Origin of the sequence: Paenibacillus elgii NBRC 100335, assembly GCF_004000865.1 — a bacterium.
Taxonomy (GTDB): domain Bacteria; phylum Bacillota; class Bacilli; order Paenibacillales; family NBRC-103111; genus Paenibacillus_G; species Paenibacillus_G elgii.
Genome location: NZ_BIMB01000002.1, coordinates 63,492 through 82,233 on the forward strand (window position 1 = coordinate 63,492; position 18,742 = coordinate 82,233).

Below are 18,742 nucleotides of genomic sequence, written 5' to 3' on the forward strand. Positions count from 1 at the left end.
TTATTTGAGTCCGGTGAGCGCAATGCCGCGCACGATCTGCTTCTGGAAAATCACAAACAGCAGGATCAACGGCAGCACGGACACGGTCGCTCCCGTCATGATCAGTACCCAGCCGCTCGTGTCCTTCAGCTCGCTGGAGAAGAACGCCACGCCGACCGGAATCGTGAAATGCGTCTCCGTCTGCGTCACGATCAGCGGCCAGATGAACGCGTTCCAGCTGCCGAGAAACGACAGGATCGCCAGTGTCGCCAGCGCGGGGCTCACCAGCGGCACGGCGATCCGCAGCATGATGCCCCATTCGTTCATGCCGTCGATTCGCGCGGCGTCCAGCAGGTCCGAGGGCACCGATTCCATGAACTGCTTCATCAGGAAGATGCCGAAGGCGCTGACGAGCCCCGGAAACAGGACGCCAACGTACGTATCGACCCAGCGGAGCTTGGCTGACAGCAGATACCACGGAATGATCAGCATCTCGGTAGGCACCATCAGCGTGCTGAGAATGGCGATAAAAATGAGCCGTTTCCCGGCAAACGTAAATTTCGCCAGCACGTACCCCGCGACCGTATCGAACAAGCATACGCTCGCCGTCATGATCACCGCGATCGCAAAACTGTTATACACCCAGTCCGTAAACGGCGTCGTGGCGAACAATTCCGCATAATTGGCCAGCGTCACGCGATCCGGTACGAGGCTGAGCGTGAAGACATCCTGCGGCGTCTTGAGCGAGGTGGCGACCATCCATAAAAAAGGAAATACCATCGCGAGCGTGCCTGCGCTAAGCAGAGCATAGCTTCCTAGCCTCATCGCTCTCCCCCTCCTTAGTATTCGATCTTCTTGCTTAGCACCTTAAGCTGCAGCAGCGACAGGAGCAGGATCAATGCGAAAAGCACGACGGTGGCGGCGGCCGCCTGGCCCATATTAAAGTGCTTGAACGCGAGATTGTAAATGTACAGCACAAGCGAGACGGTCGAGTTGAGCGGACCGCCGGACGTCATGTTGAGCACCTGCGTGAACGACTGCAAATAATCGATGCTGCCGATAACGACGGAAAACACGATCACCGGGTTGAGCAGCGGCAGCGTGATATGCACGAACCTTTGCCAAGCTCCCGCGCCGTCGATGGCGGCCGCATCGTAGTACAGCCGCGGAATGCCCTCCAGCCCTGTCAGGAAGATCAGCATCTGAAAGCCGACGCCCTGCCAGATCATAGCGGCGATGACCAGATAGATCGCTTGGGACGGCGAGCCGAGGAATAGCTGCGGGCCGAGCCCGAGCGAGAGCAGAATGCCGTTGACGACGCCGTTCTTCATCAGCATCCAGCGGAACACCCAGCTGACCGCCACCACACTGGTGACGTACGGGATAAAATAGATCGTGCGGAACAAGCCGCGCAGCCGGCCGATGCGCTGCAGCAGCAGCGCTACAGCCAATCCGGCGGCGACCTGCCCGGGTACGCCGGCCAGCACGTAGACGAGCGTATTTTTCAGCGCTTGCAGGAACACTTCGTCCTGAAACAAGGCGGCGTAATTGTCGAGTCCGACAAACGGCTTTTCTTCGGACAGCATATCCCATTCCCGGAAGCCGACGTTAAACGAATACAGGATCGGCAAAATCCGGATCGAGACGAAAAAAAGCAGCGGCAGCAGCAGGCAGGTGTAAACGAACACATACCGCTGCTTTTTCAAGCCGAGCCCCCGCTTCTGAGGGGCCCGGCTTCTGACGGCAGGCAGCGCTTCGGCACGTTCCATCGTTTCTCGTCCTCCTTTCTCTCGCAGCACGCACGCCGCCTTATTTTTTATCCTGCTTCGCCCAGTAATCGTCGAACAGCTTCTGTGTCTTCTTCACCAGCTCGTCGTACGCCTTCTCGATCGGCACCTGCTTCAGCGCCACTTGATCAACCGCCTCGACGAAGTAATCGCGCTCCAGCTTCTCGTCCACGAAGAAGTGCGCATGCGCATAAGGCAGCTGCTGGATGAACGGACCGAGCTTCTCGTCCTTCGCGTATTTGTCCTGCAGTGCGACCTCTCGCTTCGCCGGAAGCTCCCCGACCTTCTCCACCCACTGCTCCTGCACTTCCTTGCTCGTCAGAAATTTCAGGAACTCGGTCGCCGCCTCCAGCTTTTTGCCCTTCACGCCCTTTGTAATCGAATTGGCCCAGAAGGACACCTGCGTCGCCTTGTCCTTGTACGAAGGAAGCGGCGCAATCGCATACTGGAGGTCGGGCGCGTCCTTCTTGATTCCGCCGAGCTGGAACGATCCGTCGATATTCATCGCGGCTACGCCCTTCTTGAAGGCGGTAATGTCGTCGTTATAGAAATCCTTGGTGCCGACCTTATGTACCAGCGACAGGTCGATCAAATACTTGAACGCCTCCAGCCCCGCAGGGGAATCCGCCCACAAAATTTTGCGCCGGTCGTCGCTGATATCCTTGCCGCCCGCCTGATACACGAGCGCGTCACGGTACCAATGATGAAGCTGCGCGTTCGGCTGCCAAGCCAGCCCTTCGACAACGTATTGCCCGTTCTTGTCCTGCTCGGTCAGCTTCTTCGCAGTGTCGACCAGCTCGGTCCAAGTGGCCGGCGGCTTGCCCGGATCGAGCCCCGCTTTGGTGAACAAGTCCTTGTTGTAAAATAAGGCGAGCGTGCGCACGGCGGTCGGAATCGCGTAATATTTGCCGTTCAGCTTGGCTGTGTCGACGAACGGAAAATATTCCTTTTTGATCTGCTCCTCGGAGAAGGCGCTCTCCGGCAGCGGCTGCAAATAGCCCGAAGAGACGTATTTCGGCAGCCAGCCGTAATACAGGTTAATAATGTCCGGCCCCTTCCCGGCGGGCACGAGCGTCGCTACCTTCTCGTTGTACTGGTCGTATGGGAAGTTCGTCTGCTTGACGGTAATGTTCGGATGCTTTTTCTGGAATTCGTCAATCAGCGCGGCGATCAGCTCGACCTTCGCCGGGTATTGGTACTGCCAGTACTCGATGGTGATCTTCTCCTCTTGGCCGGCTTCCGCCGTCTTCTGGGCAGCCTGCCCCGATTGGCCGTCTCCTGCGGGCGCCTTGGAGCCGCCGCAGGCGGACAGCCCCACGGCTAAGCTAAGCGCAAGCGCCGCGGCGCTCCAAGATGTATAACGATAACGCTGACTCTGAGTGCTCTTCATGGTTTTCCAGTCCCCTTTTTTCTATATGAAGTTCAACAGCCTTCTTGCGTTGTTGCCGAAAATGTTCTCGATCTCGGTCTCACTCATCCGCAGCTCGCGGCAGGAGCGCACCTGATCCTGCAAATAGCGGTAGACGAACCCCCGCGGGAAGCTGCTGGAATCCGTGCCGAAAATTATCCGCTCGGGACCGATCAGCTCATAGCATTTGCGGAACAGAATATCCAGGTTCAGCTCGTACGGCGTCCAGCGCATCCACTGGTTCGACCCGGACGTATCGATGAAGATGTTCGGGCAGCTCCAGCACAAGTGCAGCAGCTCTTGAAAATAGCCCGCGCCGAAATGCGGGATGATAAACGGAATATCCGGGTACTCCCGGGCCACGTTAAAGATCGCCAGCGGATTGATGTTGAGGTGCGAGGCGATCCCGCCGGTATGTCCGAGCAGGCCGAAATGAATGAGCACCGGCAGCTTCCGCTCGGCGAGAAACCGCCACACCGGCGTCAGCTTCGGATCGTGGAACGGGATTTCCACGAGCGGGCCGAACAGCTTGTAGCCTTTCAGGCCGAGCGTGTCCACGGCTCTTTGCAGCTCTTCCGCCGCATCCGGCTCCTCGATCGAATGGTGAGCGAAGCCAGTAAACCGGCCGGGGTATTTGCCGATCTGCTCGGCCAGATCGTCGTTGCTCCAAGCGGTGAGGAAATTGATGCCGCCGAGGCCGTAGCGGTCCAATTCGTCCACCCAGCGGTCGATAAACGGCCGGGCCGCATCCTGATCCTCTTCCGCCGGGGGCTCCGGGAAATCCCACGTCAGCCGCATCCGTTCGGAACGCAGCGCGTTCTGGCTTCGGATCACCGGATTAGCCGACATAAACGGCAGCGGGTAAGGCAAATGGGCATGAATATCGAATACTTGAAAGCCTTCCTTGAACAGCATTGAGGTTCCACCTTCTGTCTTTAGGTTAGCAAGCTATATAAAAAAAGGAGATGAACGCCTGCTTCTGAAAAGCAAAAAGGCTTCATCTCCGGGGGTCCGGTCAATGGATATGGAGGTCCAATCGGGAGGAGCGCCGCTCCGCCCAGTCGGCAACCGTATGATTTACCTGACGCCGGGCGCGTTCGATCGCGTCCCGCTTCTCCCGCAGCCAAGCTTCGTCCCGCTCCTGACGCTGTCTCTGCCCTGCGAGCGCCCGCCGCACTTCGTCCGGGCTCGGTCCCCCGGGCAGCTTGCGGACGCTCACGAAGTGCTGCGGGCTCATGGAACGGCGCAGCGCTTCCTCCGTGAGCGCAAGCGGGCGGCCAATCGTCTCGCGGGCCGCATCGTTCAGCAGCTCCAGCGAGAGCTGACCGGCGGATCGTCCGAGACGGACCGCCTCCTTCACCACACGGCTGACGATCTCGTGCGCCGTGCGGAACGAGAGCCCCTCCGTGCGTACGAGCGTATCCGCCAGCTCGGTCACGGTCGCGAAGCTGCCTTCGGCCCGGGCGCGCAGCCCTTCCTTGTTGATCTGAAGCGTCGCGATCACGCAGCCGAGCAGGCGGTACACCGATTCCAGCGTATGCAGGCTTTTCCAGGCGTACGGCTGCATGTCGTCCTCCGTATCGACGATGTCGCCGAACGGCGTATTGTGCATCATCGTCAGCACAGTCTGCGCGCTGCCCGCGCAGCTAGACAAGAGCGAGCGCATATGCTCGATCGAGACGGGATTGCGCTTCTGCGGCATGATTGAGCTGATCTGCACGTAAGGCGCAGCCACATGGAGCACCGCGAATTCCTGCGTGCTCCAGAGCAGCAGTTCCTGCACGAAGCGTCCCAGATTGAGCGCGGCGAGCTGCACGGCGGTCGCGATCTCACCGATATAATCGGCGCCGCTGACCGCATCGTAAGCATTCTCGATCAGCCCGTCGAACGCGAGCAGTTCGACCATCCGTTCCCGGCTGATCGGGAAGCCGGACGTCGTGAGCGCCGCTGCCCCCATGCTGCTGCGGTTGCAGTTGGCGTACGCCGCTTGCAGGCGGCGGATATCCCGGCCGAGCGAATCCGAGATGGCGGCCGCGTAGTGGGCCATGGTCGTTGGCTGCGCCTGCTGCGTGTGGGTGTAGCCGATCATCACCGTGTCCGTATGCTCAGCCGCGAAACGCAGCAGCAGGTCATGGAGACGCAGCGCCGATGCGATCGCTTCGAGCAGCTTCTCCCGCAGCGTCAGCCGGTAAATCGCGATGCCCATATCGTTACGGCTGCGGGCCAGATGCAGATTGCCCGCCGCCTCTCCGGCGTGCCGCAGCAGCTCATGCTCCACCTGAAAAAACAAATCCTCGAACTGCCCCGTATACGCGCTGCCTTGAAGCTTCGGCAGGTCGACGGCTTCCAGCGCGGCGGCAATGCGCTCCGCTTCCTCCTGACCGATCAGCCGCTGCTCCCGAAGCATCAGCAGATGCGCCTTATTGACCTCGAGCATCGGCTCCAGCAGCTCCGTCTTGGCCTGCTCGTAGGCAGGCTCCAGCACGACCTCGGCGTACGTTCTGCCCGGAAAGCGGTCCCCTTCCGCCAGCAGCCATTCGTCCTTCTGAACCAAGCGGCGCGCCCCCTTCGCCGGACATCGGTAAAAAATAAAAAAGACACATTCCGCCCAGCAGGCAGTACGTGTCTCCGGTAGTCCGGTAGATTTTTAACTATTCCCATAAACTTACTATGCTTTAATCGAAATCATACCCCCGAACCCCGGGAATGTCAATAGAAAAATCGGGATTCGCGTATGATTCGCCTAGCGTGCGCTCTTCTCCAGGAGCCGGTCCAACAATTCGTCCAGCGGCAGCGGCTGCTCCTTCGTGACTTGGATGCCGTTCTCGGACAGGAAAGCCAAAGTTGCCGTACGGTCGCAGGTGACCAGTTGAGGAAACGGTACCTCACTCCATTCGACCGCGCCCGGGATATCCGCCAGACTTGGCAGCGCTTCTCCGGTTAACCAAAGCCGGCGCCACAAGGCGCTTAACGCATCTTTTTCGTAAGGGCCTTCCAAAGCGCCGTTTCTCAGCAAAAGAATACAATCCGCAAACTGCCGGATATCTTCGACCGAATGGGTGGACAGCAGAACAGTCCGCTCCATGATCTCCGCATCCTCGACGAACATCTGCTTCAGACGATTGCGGCTGGCGATATCCAAGCCATTCGTCGGCTCATCGAGCAGCAGCAGAGGCGCATGCGTGCTCAGCGCGAGCGTTAACGCCGCCTTCTTTCGTTCCCCCTGCGACATCTTGCCGTACCTTTTATCGAGCGGAATACGAAAAGACGCCGCGCGCCGGGCGAAATCGTCGTCGTCCCACGATGCGTACCAGCCGCTGATAAAATCCCTCATCTGCCGCAGCGTAAAAGGCTCGCAGCCGTCCAGCGGATCGGGGACAAAAGCGGTCTGCGTCTTAATGGCCTGCTCCTCCCGCTCATACGTATGCCCGAAAATTTCCAGCTTGCCTGAGGTCGGCTTCATCAGATTCATAAGGCACTTGAGCAGCGTCGTTTTGCCCGAGCCGTTCGGCCCTACTAACGCATACGTCAGTCCGGGTTCCAGAACGACATCGATCGGTCCCAGCCGGAATTCGTCTCGCTGTTTCACGAAGCGCTCCAGCCGAAGAGGACTTAGGGAAGTCATTCGTCTCGCCTCCTTTCTTGCAGCATTTCCGCCAAGATCTGCTCGAACGTCTGCCGCGTCTGCTCCGGATCGTTCTGCAGCCGGAAGCTCATTTCGATCGCCGCGCGGAACGCTTGATGCAGACTGGCATCCGCGACCTGCTTCTTTTCGCCCTCCTGCACATCCGCTACGAACGTTCCTTTTCCCTGCACGGTTTGTATGAATCTGCGCTGCTCCAGATTTTGATAAGCCCGGTTTACCGTAATGACGCTGCAGGCCAGATCACTGGCGAGCGACCGGATGGAAGGAAGCGGCGTCCCCGGTTTAAGCTGGCCGCTCACGATGAACGATATCAGCTGCTGTTCAATTTGATGATAGATCGGCTCCCGGCTATGTTCCGAGATGTGTATCGGTAGCTGTATCGCTGCCGCCTCCTTTCTGAGAAGTCCGGTGAACGCCCGGCCGTTGTGCGATCGGACCGCTCCTAGGGAAGATCCTTGCGCGCAAGCCGGTACATCAAGCCCCGGTAGAACCCCGCCACGCCAAGCACGGCCACAAGTACGGACAAGATCATGGCGACCGGCGGATTTCCCCGCACCCATTCAAACACCCATAAATAAACCGGTTGTCTAAAATACGAGTAGAACGTTAAGATTCCCGCAACGATCAGCAGCAGCCCCGTAAAAGAGCCGATAAGTATCGCTTTGCCGTTCGTTCCGAATTCCAGATACGGATTGATGCCGCTGGCCGCAATGGCGTAGCCGACCCAGACAAACACAAAGGCGGCATACTCCGCCACGGACAGCACGCCTAGCAGAGCGGAACCGCTGAACGTTACGAAAACGGAAACACAGACGAGCAGGGATATTCCAAGGCACATCATCATATACAGCATCCGGCTCCAGGCTACGACCTTAAGCGGAATGGCCCACATCCGGAAAAAGCGCAGCCGCTTCAAAAACGGCTCCTCCGACACCAAGTAACCGAAAGAGATATATTCTCTGGAAAAAGCAAGCGCGCCGAGCGTAGGAACGACGGCAATCAGCCATAAATCCACGGGAAAAGAAACGCCCGGCTGCATATTGCCGCGCTCGTCTCCCGCCAGCACGCGCACCATATCGTACGCCAGAAAGTACCCGATCAAGGCCGAGAACAGAACGTTGGCCAGCAGCGCAATATATTTATGTTTTAACTCATTCCATGCAATCCGGCAAGCATCACGCATGTCCACTCACGCTCCAGATTATTGATTCATGCGGGTCAGCCCGAAAAGATCGACGCCGTAAGCGGCGGCAGCGGCGAACAGGATTGTCCAGAACGCCAGCGAGCACGTCATCCAGAACAGGACGGGGCCGCGCGGCGCTTTGAATAACATAGCGAATCCCGCCGCAATCTCCGTCCCGATCAGGATGGGACCGAGAAAGGCAAGGCCCGGCAGCCCGTACCGGACAAACAGGCGGTAGGCCCGCTCGCTTCGTTTGCTTTCGCTTGCTCCGCTGCGTTTGCTGCGCCATGCGTTCCAGCGGTCGAACAAGAAAACGACGAGCAGCACGGTAATCCAATTCCCCAGAAAAGCCATAATCGTTGCGGCAACCGGGTTTAAGTTAAGCATGGCGATACCGAGCACTACGACGAAAGCCGATTCCACCCAAGGCAGCGCCGCAAGAACGAAGACGGCAAGATAAGACCATTCTTTCAGAAATTCAGCAATCATGCAATACTCACTCCTCTTAGGTGTATAAGTGTATATATTAATATATACAGTATATCACCGATTGAAGCTTGTCAACGATCTGCCGTCCGGGAAACTAAAAAAGACACGTCCCGCGTTCAAAACGGTACGTGTCTTTTATCCGGTAAATTTTAATATCGCTGTTATACGTTTTCCACTCGCTGCGTTTGATGACCGACAGGCACACCCGAAGCTCGAACTTCAGGTGTCCGGGAAACCGGCGGACGGTTCTCCCAGCACTCGACGTCTTCTAACCCCTCAATGCTGTCCTTGTAAAACACCGGATCAAGCCCGGCCTTCTTCTGCTTCATGTAATCCTGCAACGCTGCAAAAGCGATTTTGGACAGCCACAGGATCGCGATCAAGTTTACGATAACCATCAGGCCCATAAATAGATCGGCCAAATCCCATACCAATTGCACCTTCGCAACCGAGCCGAAGACGACCATGGCGATCGCGCCGAGCCGGTAGACCAGCAGCCATTTTTTGCTTGTGCTTAAAAATTGAATATTCGTTTCCCCGTAATAATAGTTGCCAATGAGCGCACCAAAGGCAAACAGGAACACAAAAATCGCAAGACAGCCTGATGCCCAAGAGCCGATGTGCTGGCTTAATGCCGCTTGTGAAAGCGCAATGCCGCTTAGCCCCGGTTGTTTGTACGCATCGGAGAGCAAAATAATAAACGCCGTGCTTGTACAGACGATGAGTGTATCCGTTAATACGCCAAAGGCTTGAATCAAACCTTGTTTCACAGGATGACTTGTGGTTGCCGTTGCGGCAACATTCGGAGCGCTCCCCATACCTGCTTCGTTCGAAAATAGCCCCCGCTTCGTTCCATGCATGAGAGCAGCGCCAATGGAACCGCCTGCGAATTGCTGAAAGCCAAACGCGTTCTTAACAATAAGCGAAAGCACTTCCGGCATTTTGGTAATGTTGATCAGCACGACAAACAATGCAACGCCAATGTATAATACGGCCAGAATCATAACCTTGTATTCCGCCATTTTGGCAATACGCTTTACACCGCCGAAAATAATCACGGCGAACGCAATGGTCATGAGAATTCCCAACGTTAAACGATTCGTGCCGAATGCGTTCTCAAAGGCAATGGTAACCGTATTGGATTGCACGGAATTGAAAATAAAACCGAACGTAACGGTAATCAAAATGGCGAAGAACACGCCCATCCAGCGCTGCTTTAAGCCTTTCTCCATATAATAGGACGGGCCGCCGCGGAAGCCAAGCTTATCTTTCGTTTTGTAGACCTGCGCCAGCGTGCTTTCAACAAAGCTCGATGCCGAACTGATGATGGCAATAATCCACATCCAGAAGACGGCCCCCGGACCGCCTAACGCTATGGCAATGGCAATCCCCGTAATGTTGCCCGTTCCCACGCGGGCGGCCATCCCGATAGCGAACGCCTGAAAAGGGGAAATGTCGTCTTTGGAGGAGCCGGACTTCCCTTCCTTTAAAACGCGCACCATCTCTTTCAGCATGCGGACCTGCAGGAATTTCAATTTAAACGTGAAATAAAGTCCCGCAGCAACGAGCAGCACAATCAATAATTTTCCCCAGAAAAATTCGTTGATTTCGCCAACAATACTCTGCAGCAATTCTTGCATACCTTCACCCCATAATTTAATATATGTTTAAAAAATGCTGAGATCCCAATTTTGCGCAATGTGCTGCAAAAGCTTCACGCCGGCCACGCTGTTGCCATGGCTGTCAATTGCCGGCCCGTAAATTCCGATGCCGCAGCCGTCCCGAAACAACGCTTCCGGCCGGCTTCGCGGGGGCACCAGTGCCATAATTCCGCCGGAAACTCCGCTCTTTGCCGGCAATCCGACGAACGCGGCGAATTTTCCCGAGGCATTGTACATGCCGCAAGTGAGCATCAAGCTTTTAGTTAATCTGGCGATGTCCTTCGGAATCAGTTGCTTTTTGGAGACCGGATGGCAGCCGTCCAAGGCCAGAATCAACCCGATCATGGCAATGTCCTGAATATCCGTTTCGATCGAGCATTGCTTGAAATACACTTCCAAAGCATGCTCAACCTCGACCTCCAGATAGCCTGTCTCGCTCAAATAGTAGGCCAAAGCCCGATTGCGGTGCCCCGTTTTGCACTCAGATTGAAATACTTCTTCATTCACCGCCGGACGTTTGCCCAGCATGTTTTCCAGCAGGCTGAAAAAAGAATCCATCTTCTGCTGCGGCGATTCGCCGGGAAGCAGAGAGGCTACGGTAATGGCGCCGGCGTTTATCATCGGATTAAACGGCTTCCCCGGTTTATGCAGCTCCAACCGGAGCATCGAGTTGAAAGGATCTCCGGTCGGCTCCAGATCAACCCGCTCCAACACATAGGGAACACCCCGATGCAGACAGGCTGCAATAAAGCTGATCACTTTAGAGATGCTCTGCATCGTGAAAGAAACGTTGGTATCGCCCGAAGTGGCGGCGATCCCGTCCGGCCCTGCAATACAGATGCCCAAATGGGACGGATTGGCTCTTGCCAATGCGGGAATATATGCCGCACATTGCCCTTCCGCGGCAAAAGAGCGGTAATGGTTCACCCATTCATCCAGGCGATCCAACTGTTGGCGCTCCGTTTGAGCTTCATACGATCTTGTGATATCTCCAATCATATGCAATTCTCCGTTCCAACTGTGGCTTATAAACGAAAACGCTTTCAACTGGTTTTCAAAACTGTGATTTATTTTACTTTTCATACTACAAAATAAAACGGGAAACTACAGCGCGCGATAAATTATCTTTTGGGAAGGGAGGAAAAAGCAGACAATCCGGGCACGACAAAATAGACGCAGTCCGCTCCTCGCGAATGCGCCTATCCATTATTTGAAAACCTATACATTTACATTTTTGAGCTTTTTCGGGGTATAATAGATTAAACAAGCCCCAGCCATGCAAGAAGGATATTTGACACCGTATAGCGCCACGGAATACATCGCAAGCTGATTCTCTCATTCCAAGGAGGAGCCGTCCCATGTCAGACTATCAAATCCGCTTATTGAAAGCGTTCTCCCTGCTGCTGTTTCTTCTATTAGTGATGGGCATCGAATATTACCGCCAGCTTCACGGTTGAACAGGCTCCTTCTGCTCGTCCGTCCCGCTTCGCTTACGAGCGCGGAGCTGCTCCGTCAGCTTCCGCCCAGTCGGCGTCTGCGCCAGTCCGCCAAGCGCCGTCTCTCGGTGCTCGCGCGGCATCGCCCGGCCGACCGACAGCATGACGCCGATCACTTCGTCCGACGGAATGACACTGCGCACACCAGCCAGCGCCATGTCGGCAGCGGCGAGCGCATTGACGGCGCCCAGCCCGTTGCGCACGATGCACGGAATTTCCACAAGTCCGGCAACCGGGTCGCAGATGAGGCCGAGCGTATTTTTCAGCGCCAAGCCGACCGCATGCATCGCCTGCTCCGGGCTGCCGCCACGCATTTCGACCAGCGCGCCCGCCGCCATCCCGATGGCGGAGCCGACCTCGGCCTGACAACCGCCCTCCGCTCCGGAAATGGACGAGTTGTTGGCGATGACATACCCGATCGCTCCCGCGCAAAACAGTCCTTCGACCAGCTTCTCGTCCGGCCAGCCGAACCGTTCCTGCGAGCTGACGAATACGCCGGGGATAATGCCGCAGGAGCCCGCCGTCGGCGTCGCCACCACGCGGCCCATCGATGCGTTCACTTCCGATACGGCAAGCGCATAGGCCATTGCCTTGCACGCTTCCTGACCGGAGGAAGGATCGCCGCTCGCCGCGAAGGAAGCGACCCGGCCGGCGTCGCCGCCCGTCAGTCCGCTCCGCGAAACCGTCGGCTGTTCGATGCCCCGCCGCACCGCTTCTTTCATCGTTTGATAATACTCTGCCATCTGGCGGATGACCCGCTCCCTCGTCTCGCCGGTTTCTTTCACCTGCTCCTCAATCATGAGGCTCGCGACCGTCTTCGATTCCGAGCGGCATAGTTCGGCCAGCTGCCGCAGCGTTTGAAATCTCATGCTCTTCCGCTCCTTTGTGCCAAATCGATGATCGTCGCGTCCGTCACGTCCGGCAGCAGGCGAATGGACTCCAGCATGCCCTCCGGCGGAGCCGAATCCATCTCGATAACCGTCATCGCTTCGCCTTGACGACCCTTGCGGTCGACATCCATAAACCCGATATTGACTCCCGCCTCGCTGACGACCTTCGTAATCGAGGCGAGAATTCCCGTGCGGTCCGAATGCTTGATCACCAGCATCGGGTACTGCCCTGTGCAGCTGACATCAAAGCCGTTCAGCGAATGAATCTCAATGTTGCCCCCGCCGATGGAAGCGCCCAATACCTCCGCATGGCGATCGCCCACCCACAGCTCGATTTTGGCCGAGTTCGGATGAGGCGCGGCTCCGGTACTCGGCTCGAATGTAATCTCCATGCCGAGCGCCCGGGCTTCCTCCAGCACATGCGGAATGCGGGGATCGTCCGTATCGTAGTCGAGCAGCCCTCCGGCAATCGCCAGATCCGTGCCGTGGCCCCAATACGTCTCCGCGAACGACTCGTACAGAAGCACGCGGGCTTTCTCCGGCCTGCAGCCGAGAAGCTGCCGCGCCACACGGCCGATGCGAACCGCACCGGCCGTATGGGAGCTGGACGGACCGACCATCGCCGGACCGATAATCGTAAATACATGCTTAAAGCGCATTGGACATACCTTCTTTCAACGGTTCGTCCGCTTTGACCGCCGGTTTGTGTTCCTTACGATACTTCCCGCTTGGCCGGACGGTTAGTCCTGGCTTGAGACGAAATCGCCGTAGGCTTCAGCGGTAAGCAAGCTCTCCAGCGCTTGGGCGATCTCCCCGTCGATTTCCACTTCCACGATCCAGCCGGCGCCGTACGGCTCGCTGTTGACCAGCTCCGGCGAATCGAGCAGCGCTTCGTTCACCTTCGTCACCGTCCCTGCGACCGGGCTGAACAGATCGGATACCGTCTTGACGGATTCGATCGTTCCCATCGGCGCATGCGCTTCCAGCTTGGCTCCAAGCTTCGGCAGCTCGACGAACACGATGTCCCCAAGCTGATGCTGGGCAAAATCCGTAATGCCGATCCGCACGGACGTCGCCCCGATCTTTTCCGCCCATTCATGCTCTTCCGTATAACGCAATCCCGCTTTCACTTCACTCATCGTCAGCACCCTTTTCTCGTGGAATGAATAGATCCCTATCACTTTGAACATACGGACAGCAGCATGACGGCGGCTCTGCCCCTATCTTCTTTCCGCTCCGCCTTGCTTGCCGTCCGGCAAAGCGGCTTGCTTTCTCTTAGCGTATCCGCCGATACCGGCGCTTTATCCGCGTCTGCCGAAACGCCAGCCGCGCCATGACCGGGTAAAGCGCTTCCACTCAGATTGTCCGGCTGCACCCGCTTGCCCGCAAACGCCAAAAAAGGACAGAAAAAGGCATCTCGCCTTGTTCTCTGTCCCGGGTACCTGAGAGTTTAGGGCCGCTCGTCGCGCCGTTACCCCTTTGGTGGCTTACGCTCTCTCCAGAGGCGCGTCGGATGGCGGTACGTTTACCTGAGAGATTAATCGCCATTCGGCAGGTTTGGCGACTTGCTCCTTCGGTGCCTTGCGCGGGCTTATCGCAGCCGCTCCGGTCTCTCCCAACCATCGTCATTCGCTGTATTTCACATCTCCTTCAAGAGTAATTCAACCGGGTAGGGATGTCAAGAATCCGCATCAAAATGTTGCCTGACGTTTACGGTTGACACAGGCCTGCTATTTAGAGTATTAATGAATATAGAGCTATACAACCGAATAACGCGGATGAACGTAAAGGGAGAGATTACCGGAACGTACGGTAGCGCCGAAGGAGTAAGCCTGCCGAGCCGGGTGAATCTCTCAGGCAAAAGGACCTCTACCGGACGCACCTCTGGAGAGCACCCTCCTTGCTTTAAGCAAGCTCAGGGTCACCCAAGGGGAAACTTGTACGGCCGCTTCCATCCCGGAAGACGGCTGCAAGGTAACTCTCAGGTACAAAGGACAGAGCGAGAGGACAGCGCAGGCATGCAATTTTGGCATGCTTGTCTGCCTTTTCGTCCTGTCCTTTTTTGGCTTGAAGCGTATTGCAATCCCATCCCACAACCGAGGTGATTCGATTGAATCCGTCATTGAAAAGAACGCCGCTGTTCCCTTTGTACTCCGAGTTCCCCGGCGCCCGCTGCATCGACTTCGGCGGCTGGGAGCTGCCGGTCCAATTCACCGGCATCGGACGCGAGCACGAAGCGGTCAGGCAACAGGCCGGCCTGTTCGACGTATCGCACATGGGCGAATTTCTCGTGACTGGCACCTTCGCGGAGGCGTTCCTCCAGCGTGTCACGACGAATGATGTCTCGCGGCTTGCCGACGGCCAGGCGCAGTATACGCTGATGTGCTATGAGGACGGGGGCGTCGTCGACGATCTGCTCGTCTACCGGTTATCGGCCGATCAATTTATGCTCGTCGTCAACGCCTCCAATATCGACAAAGACTTCCGCTGGCTCGAATCGCATCTGCTCGGCGATGTCTCCTTGGAGAACAAGTCGGATACGACGGCGCTCCTGGCGCTGCAAGGTCCGAACGCGCAAGCGATTGCCGCCCGCGTCACAGACGCCGATTTGAATGCGCTCTCACCGTTCCATTTTATTCCTGAAGCCAAGGTATGCGGCGTGACCGTGCTCGCCTCCCGCACCGGCTACACCGGCGAAGACGGCTTCGAGTTTTATGTTGCCGCAGACGACGCCCCTGCGCTGTGGAAAGGACTGATGGAAGCGGGCGAACCGCTCGGCCTGACGCCCGCCGGACTCGGCGCGCGGGATACGCTGCGGTTTGAAGCCAAGCTGCCGCTGTACGGGCAGGAGCTTTCGGACAAAATTACGCCGCTGGAGGCGGGCCTCGGCTTCTTCGTCAAGCTGACGAAGGAAGACTTCATCGGCCGGGATGCGCTGCTCCGCCAGAAGGAAGCAGGCGTGCCGCGCAAGCTCGTCGGCATCGAGATGATCGACCGCGGCATTCCCCGCTCCCACTATCCCGTCTATGCCGGCGACCGGCAAATCGGCGAAGTGACCACCGGAACGCAGTCTCCTACGCTTAAGCGAAATCTCGGTCTGGCGCTGATTCAAGCGGAATACGGCGAGCCGGGCACCGAAGTGGAAGTGGAAATCCGGGGCAGCCGGTTGAAGGCCGTTGTCATCAAAGCGCCGTTTTATCGGCGAAACGTGCAATCCTAACAGAAGCGAGAACCGACAAGGAGTGAAACCCATACGATGAGCGTCAAACACCGGTATTTGCCTATGACCGACCGGGATCGGGCCGACATGCTGCGCACGATCGGCGTCGACTCGGTCGAAGAGCTGTTTCGAGATATTCCCGAACCAATCCGCTACCGCGGCACGCTGCCGATGTCCGGCGCGCTGGATGAAATCTCGCTGCTGAAGCACATGAAGCAGCTCGCTTCGCGCAATGCGGATACGAGCCAATACGCCAGCTTTCTCGGCGCGGGTCTGTACGATCATCACGTGCCCGTCGTCATCAATCATATGATTTCCCGTTCGGAATTTTATACGGCCTATACGCCGTATCAGCCGGAAATCAGCCAAGGGGAGCTGCAGGCGATTTTCGAATTCCAATCGTATATCTGCGAGCTGACCGGCATGAAGGTTGCTAACGCCAGCATGTACGACGGCGCAACGGCGCTGGCCGAAGCGGGTGCGCTCGCCAGCGGAGCGACGCAGCGGAAGCAGATCGTCATCTCGCGGGCCGTCCATCCCGAGGCGCGCGAAATTATGCGCACGACGGCGCGCGGCCTGAACCTGAACGTGGTAGAGGTCGACTATGCGGACGGCGTGACCGATCTGGAGCAGTTGAAAGCCGCGGTGACCGACGATACCGCCGCCGTCATCGTGCAGTCGCCGAACTTCTTCGGCTGCATCGAGGATCTGGCGGCGATCGAACCGATCGCTCACAGTAGCAAAGCGCTGTTCGTCGTCAGCACGAATCCGATGTCGCTCGGACTGCTGGAAGCGCCCGGCAAGCTTGGCGCGGACATTGTGGTGGGCGATGCCCAGCCGCTCGGCATTCATCCGGCGTTCGGCGGCCCGACCTGCGGATTTTTCGCCGTCTCCGAGCCGCTGATGCGCCGCATGCCCGGCCGGATCGTCGGCCAGACGGTCGACCGCGACGGCAAGCGCGGCTTCGTGCTGACGCTGCAAGCCCGGGAGCAGCATATCCGCCGCGAGAAAGCGACCTCGAACATTTGTTCGAACCAAGCGCTGCTAGCGCTGTGCGCCTCCATCTACCTATCCACGATGGGCAAGGAAGGGATGCGGGAAGTGGGAAGCCTGAATCTGCAGAAATCCCACTATGCCGCACGCGAGCTGGCGAAGCTCGAAGGCCCGTCGCTGCCGTTCACGGCGCCTTTCTTCAACGAATTCGTCGTGAGCCTTCCGGCGAACGCGAATATCGCAGACTTGAACGAACGGCTGCTGGAAGCCGGATTTATCGGCGGACTCGATCTGGGCCTCTATTATCCGGAGCTTCAGAACCATATGCTTGTCGCCGTCACCGAAAAACGGACCAAAGCCGAAATTGACGAATTTGCAGCACGATTGGGGGAACTCGTATGAAACCGGAAAAAGCGCTCATTTTCGAGCTGAGCCAGCCGGGGCGCGTCGCGTACTCGCTGCCCGCCTGCGACGTCCCGGAGACGGAAGCCGCCGAGCTGGTTCCGTCCCACATGCTTCGCAGCGAGCCCGCCGCCCTGCCGGAAGTGTACGAGGTCGACGTAATCCGGCATTACACCGAGCTGTCGCGCCTCAACTTCGGCGTGGACAACGGCTTTTATCCACTCGGCTCGTGCACGATGAAATACAATCCGAAAATTAACGAAGATACGGCGCGATTCCCCGGGTTTGCCGGGATTCACCCGTATCAGCCGGAATCTAGCGTTCAAGGGGCGCTGGAGCTGCTGTACACACTCCAGAACGATCTCGCCGCGCTAACGGGCATGGATCAGGTGACGCTGCAGCCGGCCGCGGGAGCGCACGGCGAATGGACGGGGCTCATGATGATTCGCGCTTACCACGAAAGCCGGGGCGAGACGCGGACCAAGGTCATCGTGCCGGACTCCTCGCACGGGACAAACCCGGCCAGCGCAACGACGGCCGGCTTCGAGACGCTGACGATCAAGTCGAACGAGCAGGGACTCGTCGATCTGGACGCGCTGCGCGCGGCTGTCGGTCCCGACACGGCCGCGCTCATGCTGACGAACCCGAGCACGCTCGGCTTGTTCGAGGAGCATATCGTGGAGATCGCGGAGATCGTCCACGCCGCAGGCGGATTGCTCTATTATGACGGAGCCAACTCCAACGCGATCATGGGCATTACGCGCCCCGGCGACATGGGCTTCGACGTCGTGCATCTCAACCTGCACAAGACGATGAGCACCCCGCACGGCGGCGGCGGTCCGGGCGCAGGACCGGTCGGCGTGAAGAGCAAGCTCGTCCCATTCCTGCCGAAGCCGATCGTAGCCCGCCGCGAGGACGGCACGTTCTACCTCGACTCCGATCATCCGAACTCGATCGGGCGGGTGAAGGCTTACAACGGCAACTTCGGCATTCTCGTCCGGGCGTATACGTACATCCGCACGTACGGTCCGGAGGGACTCCGCGAAGTATCGGAATGCGCGGTGCTGAACGCCAACTACATGATGCACCGGCTGGCTCCGTATTACGAGATGCCTTACCCGGGCGTCTGCAAGCACGAGTTCGTCATGTCCGGACGCGGCCTCAAAAAATACGGCGTGCGCACGCTCGACGTCGCCAAGCGCCTGCTCGATTTCGGCTACCATCCGCCGACCATCTACTTCCCGCTCAACGTCGAGGAATGCATCATGATCGAGCCGACGGAGACGGAAAGCAAGGAGACGCTCGACGCGTTTATCGATACGATGATCCGGATCGCCAAGGAAGCCGAAGAGCAGCCGGATCTGCTGCTGAACGCTCCGTACACAACCGTCGTCCGACGGCTCGATGAAACGCTGGCCGCCCGCAAGCCGGTGCTGAACTGCACCTGCGGGTAAAGCTTGAGCTTTAAAATATACCGCGGTCAGATGGCCCGGCATTCAGCCGGAGCCGCTGACACTTGCATAGAGCAAACCATCGAAACCCCGTCCGCCTACGGAGGTCTGTTGTTACAGGACCTCCGCCGAAGCGG

Annotated in this window: 18 protein-coding genes and 3 riboswitches; of the genes, 3 read left to right on the forward strand and 15 right to left on the reverse strand. The window is 57.8% G+C overall.

The window, feature by feature from the left end:
- The 15 genes from PEL01S_RS01835 to PEL01S_RS01905 form a co-directional block, all read right to left on the reverse strand.
- Complete coding sequence (locus PEL01S_RS01835; protein WP_127459048.1) at nt 1–804, reverse strand: carbohydrate ABC transporter permease; 804 nt, start codon at nt 802–804, stop codon at nt 1–3.
- Nucleotides 805–818: 14 nt separating this feature from the next.
- Nucleotides 819–1,748, reverse strand: coding sequence for a carbohydrate ABC transporter permease (locus PEL01S_RS01840; RefSeq protein WP_174806888.1), 930 nt, complete (start codon nt 1,746–1,748; stop codon nt 819–821).
- Between the two features lie 40 nt (nt 1,749–1,788).
- Nucleotides 1,789–3,156: a sugar ABC transporter substrate-binding protein gene (locus PEL01S_RS01845; RefSeq protein ID WP_127459049.1), complete on the reverse strand. Its 1,368-nt coding sequence runs from the start codon at nt 3,154–3,156 to the stop codon at nt 1,789–1,791.
- Nucleotides 3,157–3,177: 21 nt separating this feature from the next.
- On the reverse strand, nt 3,178–4,089 hold the full coding sequence (locus tag PEL01S_RS01850; protein WP_127459050.1) for an amidohydrolase family protein: 912 nt from the start codon (nt 4,087–4,089) through the stop codon (nt 3,178–3,180).
- A gap of 100 nt (nt 4,090–4,189) precedes the next feature.
- The gene (gene argH, locus PEL01S_RS01855; RefSeq protein ID WP_127459051.1) at nt 4,190–5,728 is read right to left on the reverse strand and encodes an argininosuccinate lyase; all 1,539 of its coding nucleotides are present in this window, start codon (nt 5,726–5,728) and stop codon (nt 4,190–4,192) included.
- Between the two features lie 189 nt (nt 5,729–5,917).
- The gene (locus PEL01S_RS01860) at nt 5,918–6,799 is read right to left on the reverse strand and encodes an ATP-binding cassette domain-containing protein (RefSeq protein WP_127459052.1); all 882 of its coding nucleotides are present in this window, start codon (nt 6,797–6,799) and stop codon (nt 5,918–5,920) included.
- Entirely contained in the window at nt 6,796–7,200 is a 405-nt protein-coding gene (locus PEL01S_RS01865; protein ID WP_063186667.1) for a GntR family transcriptional regulator, read from the reverse strand. The genes PEL01S_RS01860 and PEL01S_RS01865 overlap by 4 nt, the downstream gene beginning before the upstream one ends.
- Before the next feature lie 62 nt (nt 7,201–7,262).
- Nucleotides 7,263–8,003, reverse strand: a complete 741-nt coding sequence (locus PEL01S_RS01870) for a hypothetical protein (RefSeq protein ID WP_127459053.1) — start codon at nt 8,001–8,003, stop codon at nt 7,263–7,265.
- Between the two features lie 18 nt (nt 8,004–8,021).
- Nucleotides 8,022–8,492 carry a small multi-drug export protein gene (locus tag PEL01S_RS01875; RefSeq protein ID WP_063186671.1) on the reverse strand — a complete coding sequence of 157 codons (471 nt, stop codon included), beginning with the start codon at nt 8,490–8,492 and terminating at the stop codon, nt 8,022–8,024.
- 161 nt (nt 8,493–8,653) lie between these two features.
- Nucleotides 8,654–10,132: an alanine/glycine:cation symporter family protein gene (locus PEL01S_RS01880; RefSeq protein WP_063186673.1), complete on the reverse strand. Its 1,479-nt coding sequence runs from the start codon at nt 10,130–10,132 to the stop codon at nt 8,654–8,656.
- Nucleotides 10,133–10,159: 27 nt separating this feature from the next.
- Nucleotides 10,160–11,140, reverse strand: a complete 981-nt coding sequence (locus PEL01S_RS01885) for a glutaminase (protein WP_371860668.1) — start codon at nt 11,138–11,140, stop codon at nt 10,160–10,162.
- A gap of 460 nt (nt 11,141–11,600) precedes the next feature.
- Complete coding sequence (sdaAA, locus tag PEL01S_RS01890) at nt 11,601–12,518, reverse strand: L-serine ammonia-lyase, iron-sulfur-dependent, subunit alpha (RefSeq protein WP_108531091.1); 918 nt, start codon at nt 12,516–12,518, stop codon at nt 11,601–11,603.
- Nucleotides 12,515–13,198, reverse strand: a complete 684-nt coding sequence (sdaAB, locus tag PEL01S_RS01895; RefSeq protein WP_127459055.1) for an L-serine ammonia-lyase, iron-sulfur-dependent subunit beta — start codon at nt 13,196–13,198, stop codon at nt 12,515–12,517. Before sdaAB ends, sdaAA begins: the two co-directional genes overlap by 4 nt.
- A gap of 81 nt (nt 13,199–13,279) precedes the next feature.
- Complete coding sequence (gene gcvH, locus PEL01S_RS01900) at nt 13,280–13,678, reverse strand: glycine cleavage system protein GcvH (RefSeq protein WP_108531307.1); 399 nt, start codon at nt 13,676–13,678, stop codon at nt 13,280–13,282.
- A gap of 38 nt (nt 13,679–13,716) precedes the next feature.
- On the reverse strand, nt 13,717–13,914 hold the full coding sequence (locus PEL01S_RS01905) for a hypothetical protein (protein ID WP_127459056.1): 198 nt from the start codon (nt 13,912–13,914) through the stop codon (nt 13,717–13,719).
- A 133-nt stretch (nt 13,915–14,047) separates the two neighbouring features.
- Nucleotides 14,048–14,167, reverse strand: a riboswitch (glycine riboswitch).
- A 150-nt stretch (nt 14,168–14,317) separates the two neighbouring features.
- A riboswitch (glycine riboswitch) is annotated at nt 14,318–14,418 on the forward strand.
- 3 nt (nt 14,419–14,421) lie between these two features.
- Nucleotides 14,422–14,539: riboswitch (glycine riboswitch) on the forward strand.
- Nucleotides 14,540–14,649: 110 nt separating this feature from the next.
- Between PEL01S_RS01905 and gcvT the strand changes: the two genes are divergently transcribed.
- The 3 genes from gcvT to gcvPB are packed head-to-tail and all read left to right on the forward strand — an operon-like array spanning nt 14,650 to nt 18,608.
- Nucleotides 14,650–15,759 (forward strand): glycine cleavage system aminomethyltransferase GcvT, encoded by a 1,110-nt coding sequence (gene gcvT / locus PEL01S_RS01910; protein ID WP_127459057.1) that lies wholly within the window; start codon nt 14,650–14,652, stop codon nt 15,757–15,759.
- Between the two features lie 36 nt (nt 15,760–15,795).
- Nucleotides 15,796–17,154 carry an aminomethyl-transferring glycine dehydrogenase subunit GcvPA gene (gene gcvPA, locus PEL01S_RS01915; protein WP_127459058.1) on the forward strand — a complete coding sequence of 453 codons (1,359 nt, stop codon included), beginning with the start codon at nt 15,796–15,798 and terminating at the stop codon, nt 17,152–17,154.
- A complete protein-coding gene (gene gcvPB, locus PEL01S_RS01920) occupies nt 17,151–18,608 on the forward strand; it encodes an aminomethyl-transferring glycine dehydrogenase subunit GcvPB (protein WP_127459059.1) in 1,458 nt (485 codons plus the stop codon). Before gcvPA ends, gcvPB begins: the two co-directional genes overlap by 4 nt.
- Nucleotides 18,609–18,742: the final 134 nt, after the last annotated feature.

Bases quoted from the DNA above. Each gene is read 5' to 3' on its own strand.
- PEL01S_RS01835 (WP_127459048.1), bottom strand. From the start codon at position 804: ATGAGGCTAGGAAGCTATGCTCTGCTTAGCGCAGGCACGCTCGCGATG.
- PEL01S_RS01840 (WP_174806888.1), bottom strand. From the start codon at position 1,748: ATGGAACGTGCCGAAGCGCTGCCTGCCGTCAGAAGCCGGGCCCCTCAG.
- PEL01S_RS01845 (WP_127459049.1), bottom strand. From the start codon at position 3,156: ATGAAGAGCACTCAGAGTCAGCGTTATCGTTATACATCTTGGAGCGCC.
- PEL01S_RS01850 (WP_127459050.1), bottom strand. From the start codon at position 4,089: ATGCTGTTCAAGGAAGGCTTTCAAGTATTCGATATTCATGCCCATTTG.
- PEL01S_RS01860 (WP_127459052.1), bottom strand. From the start codon at position 6,799: ATGACTTCCCTAAGTCCTCTTCGGCTGGAGCGCTTCGTGAAACAGCGA.
- PEL01S_RS01870 (WP_127459053.1), bottom strand. From the start codon at position 8,003: ATGCGTGATGCTTGCCGGATTGCATGGAATGAGTTAAAACATAAATAT.
- PEL01S_RS01875 (WP_063186671.1), bottom strand. From the start codon at position 8,492: ATGATTGCTGAATTTCTGAAAGAATGGTCTTATCTTGCCGTCTTCGTT.
- PEL01S_RS01880 (WP_063186673.1), bottom strand. From the start codon at position 10,132: ATGCAAGAATTGCTGCAGAGTATTGTTGGCGAAATCAACGAATTTTTC.
- sdaAA (WP_108531091.1), bottom strand. From the start codon at position 12,518: ATGAGATTTCAAACGCTGCGGCAGCTGGCCGAACTATGCCGCTCGGAA.
- sdaAB (WP_127459055.1), bottom strand. From the start codon at position 13,198: ATGCGCTTTAAGCATGTATTTACGATTATCGGTCCGGCGATGGTCGGT.
- gcvH (WP_108531307.1), bottom strand. From the start codon at position 13,678: ATGAGTGAAGTGAAAGCGGGATTGCGTTATACGGAAGAGCATGAATGG.
- gcvPA (WP_127459058.1), top strand. From the start codon at position 15,796: ATGAGCGTCAAACACCGGTATTTGCCTATGACCGACCGGGATCGGGCC.
- gcvPB (WP_127459059.1), top strand. From the start codon at position 17,151: ATGAAACCGGAAAAAGCGCTCATTTTCGAGCTGAGCCAGCCGGGGCGC.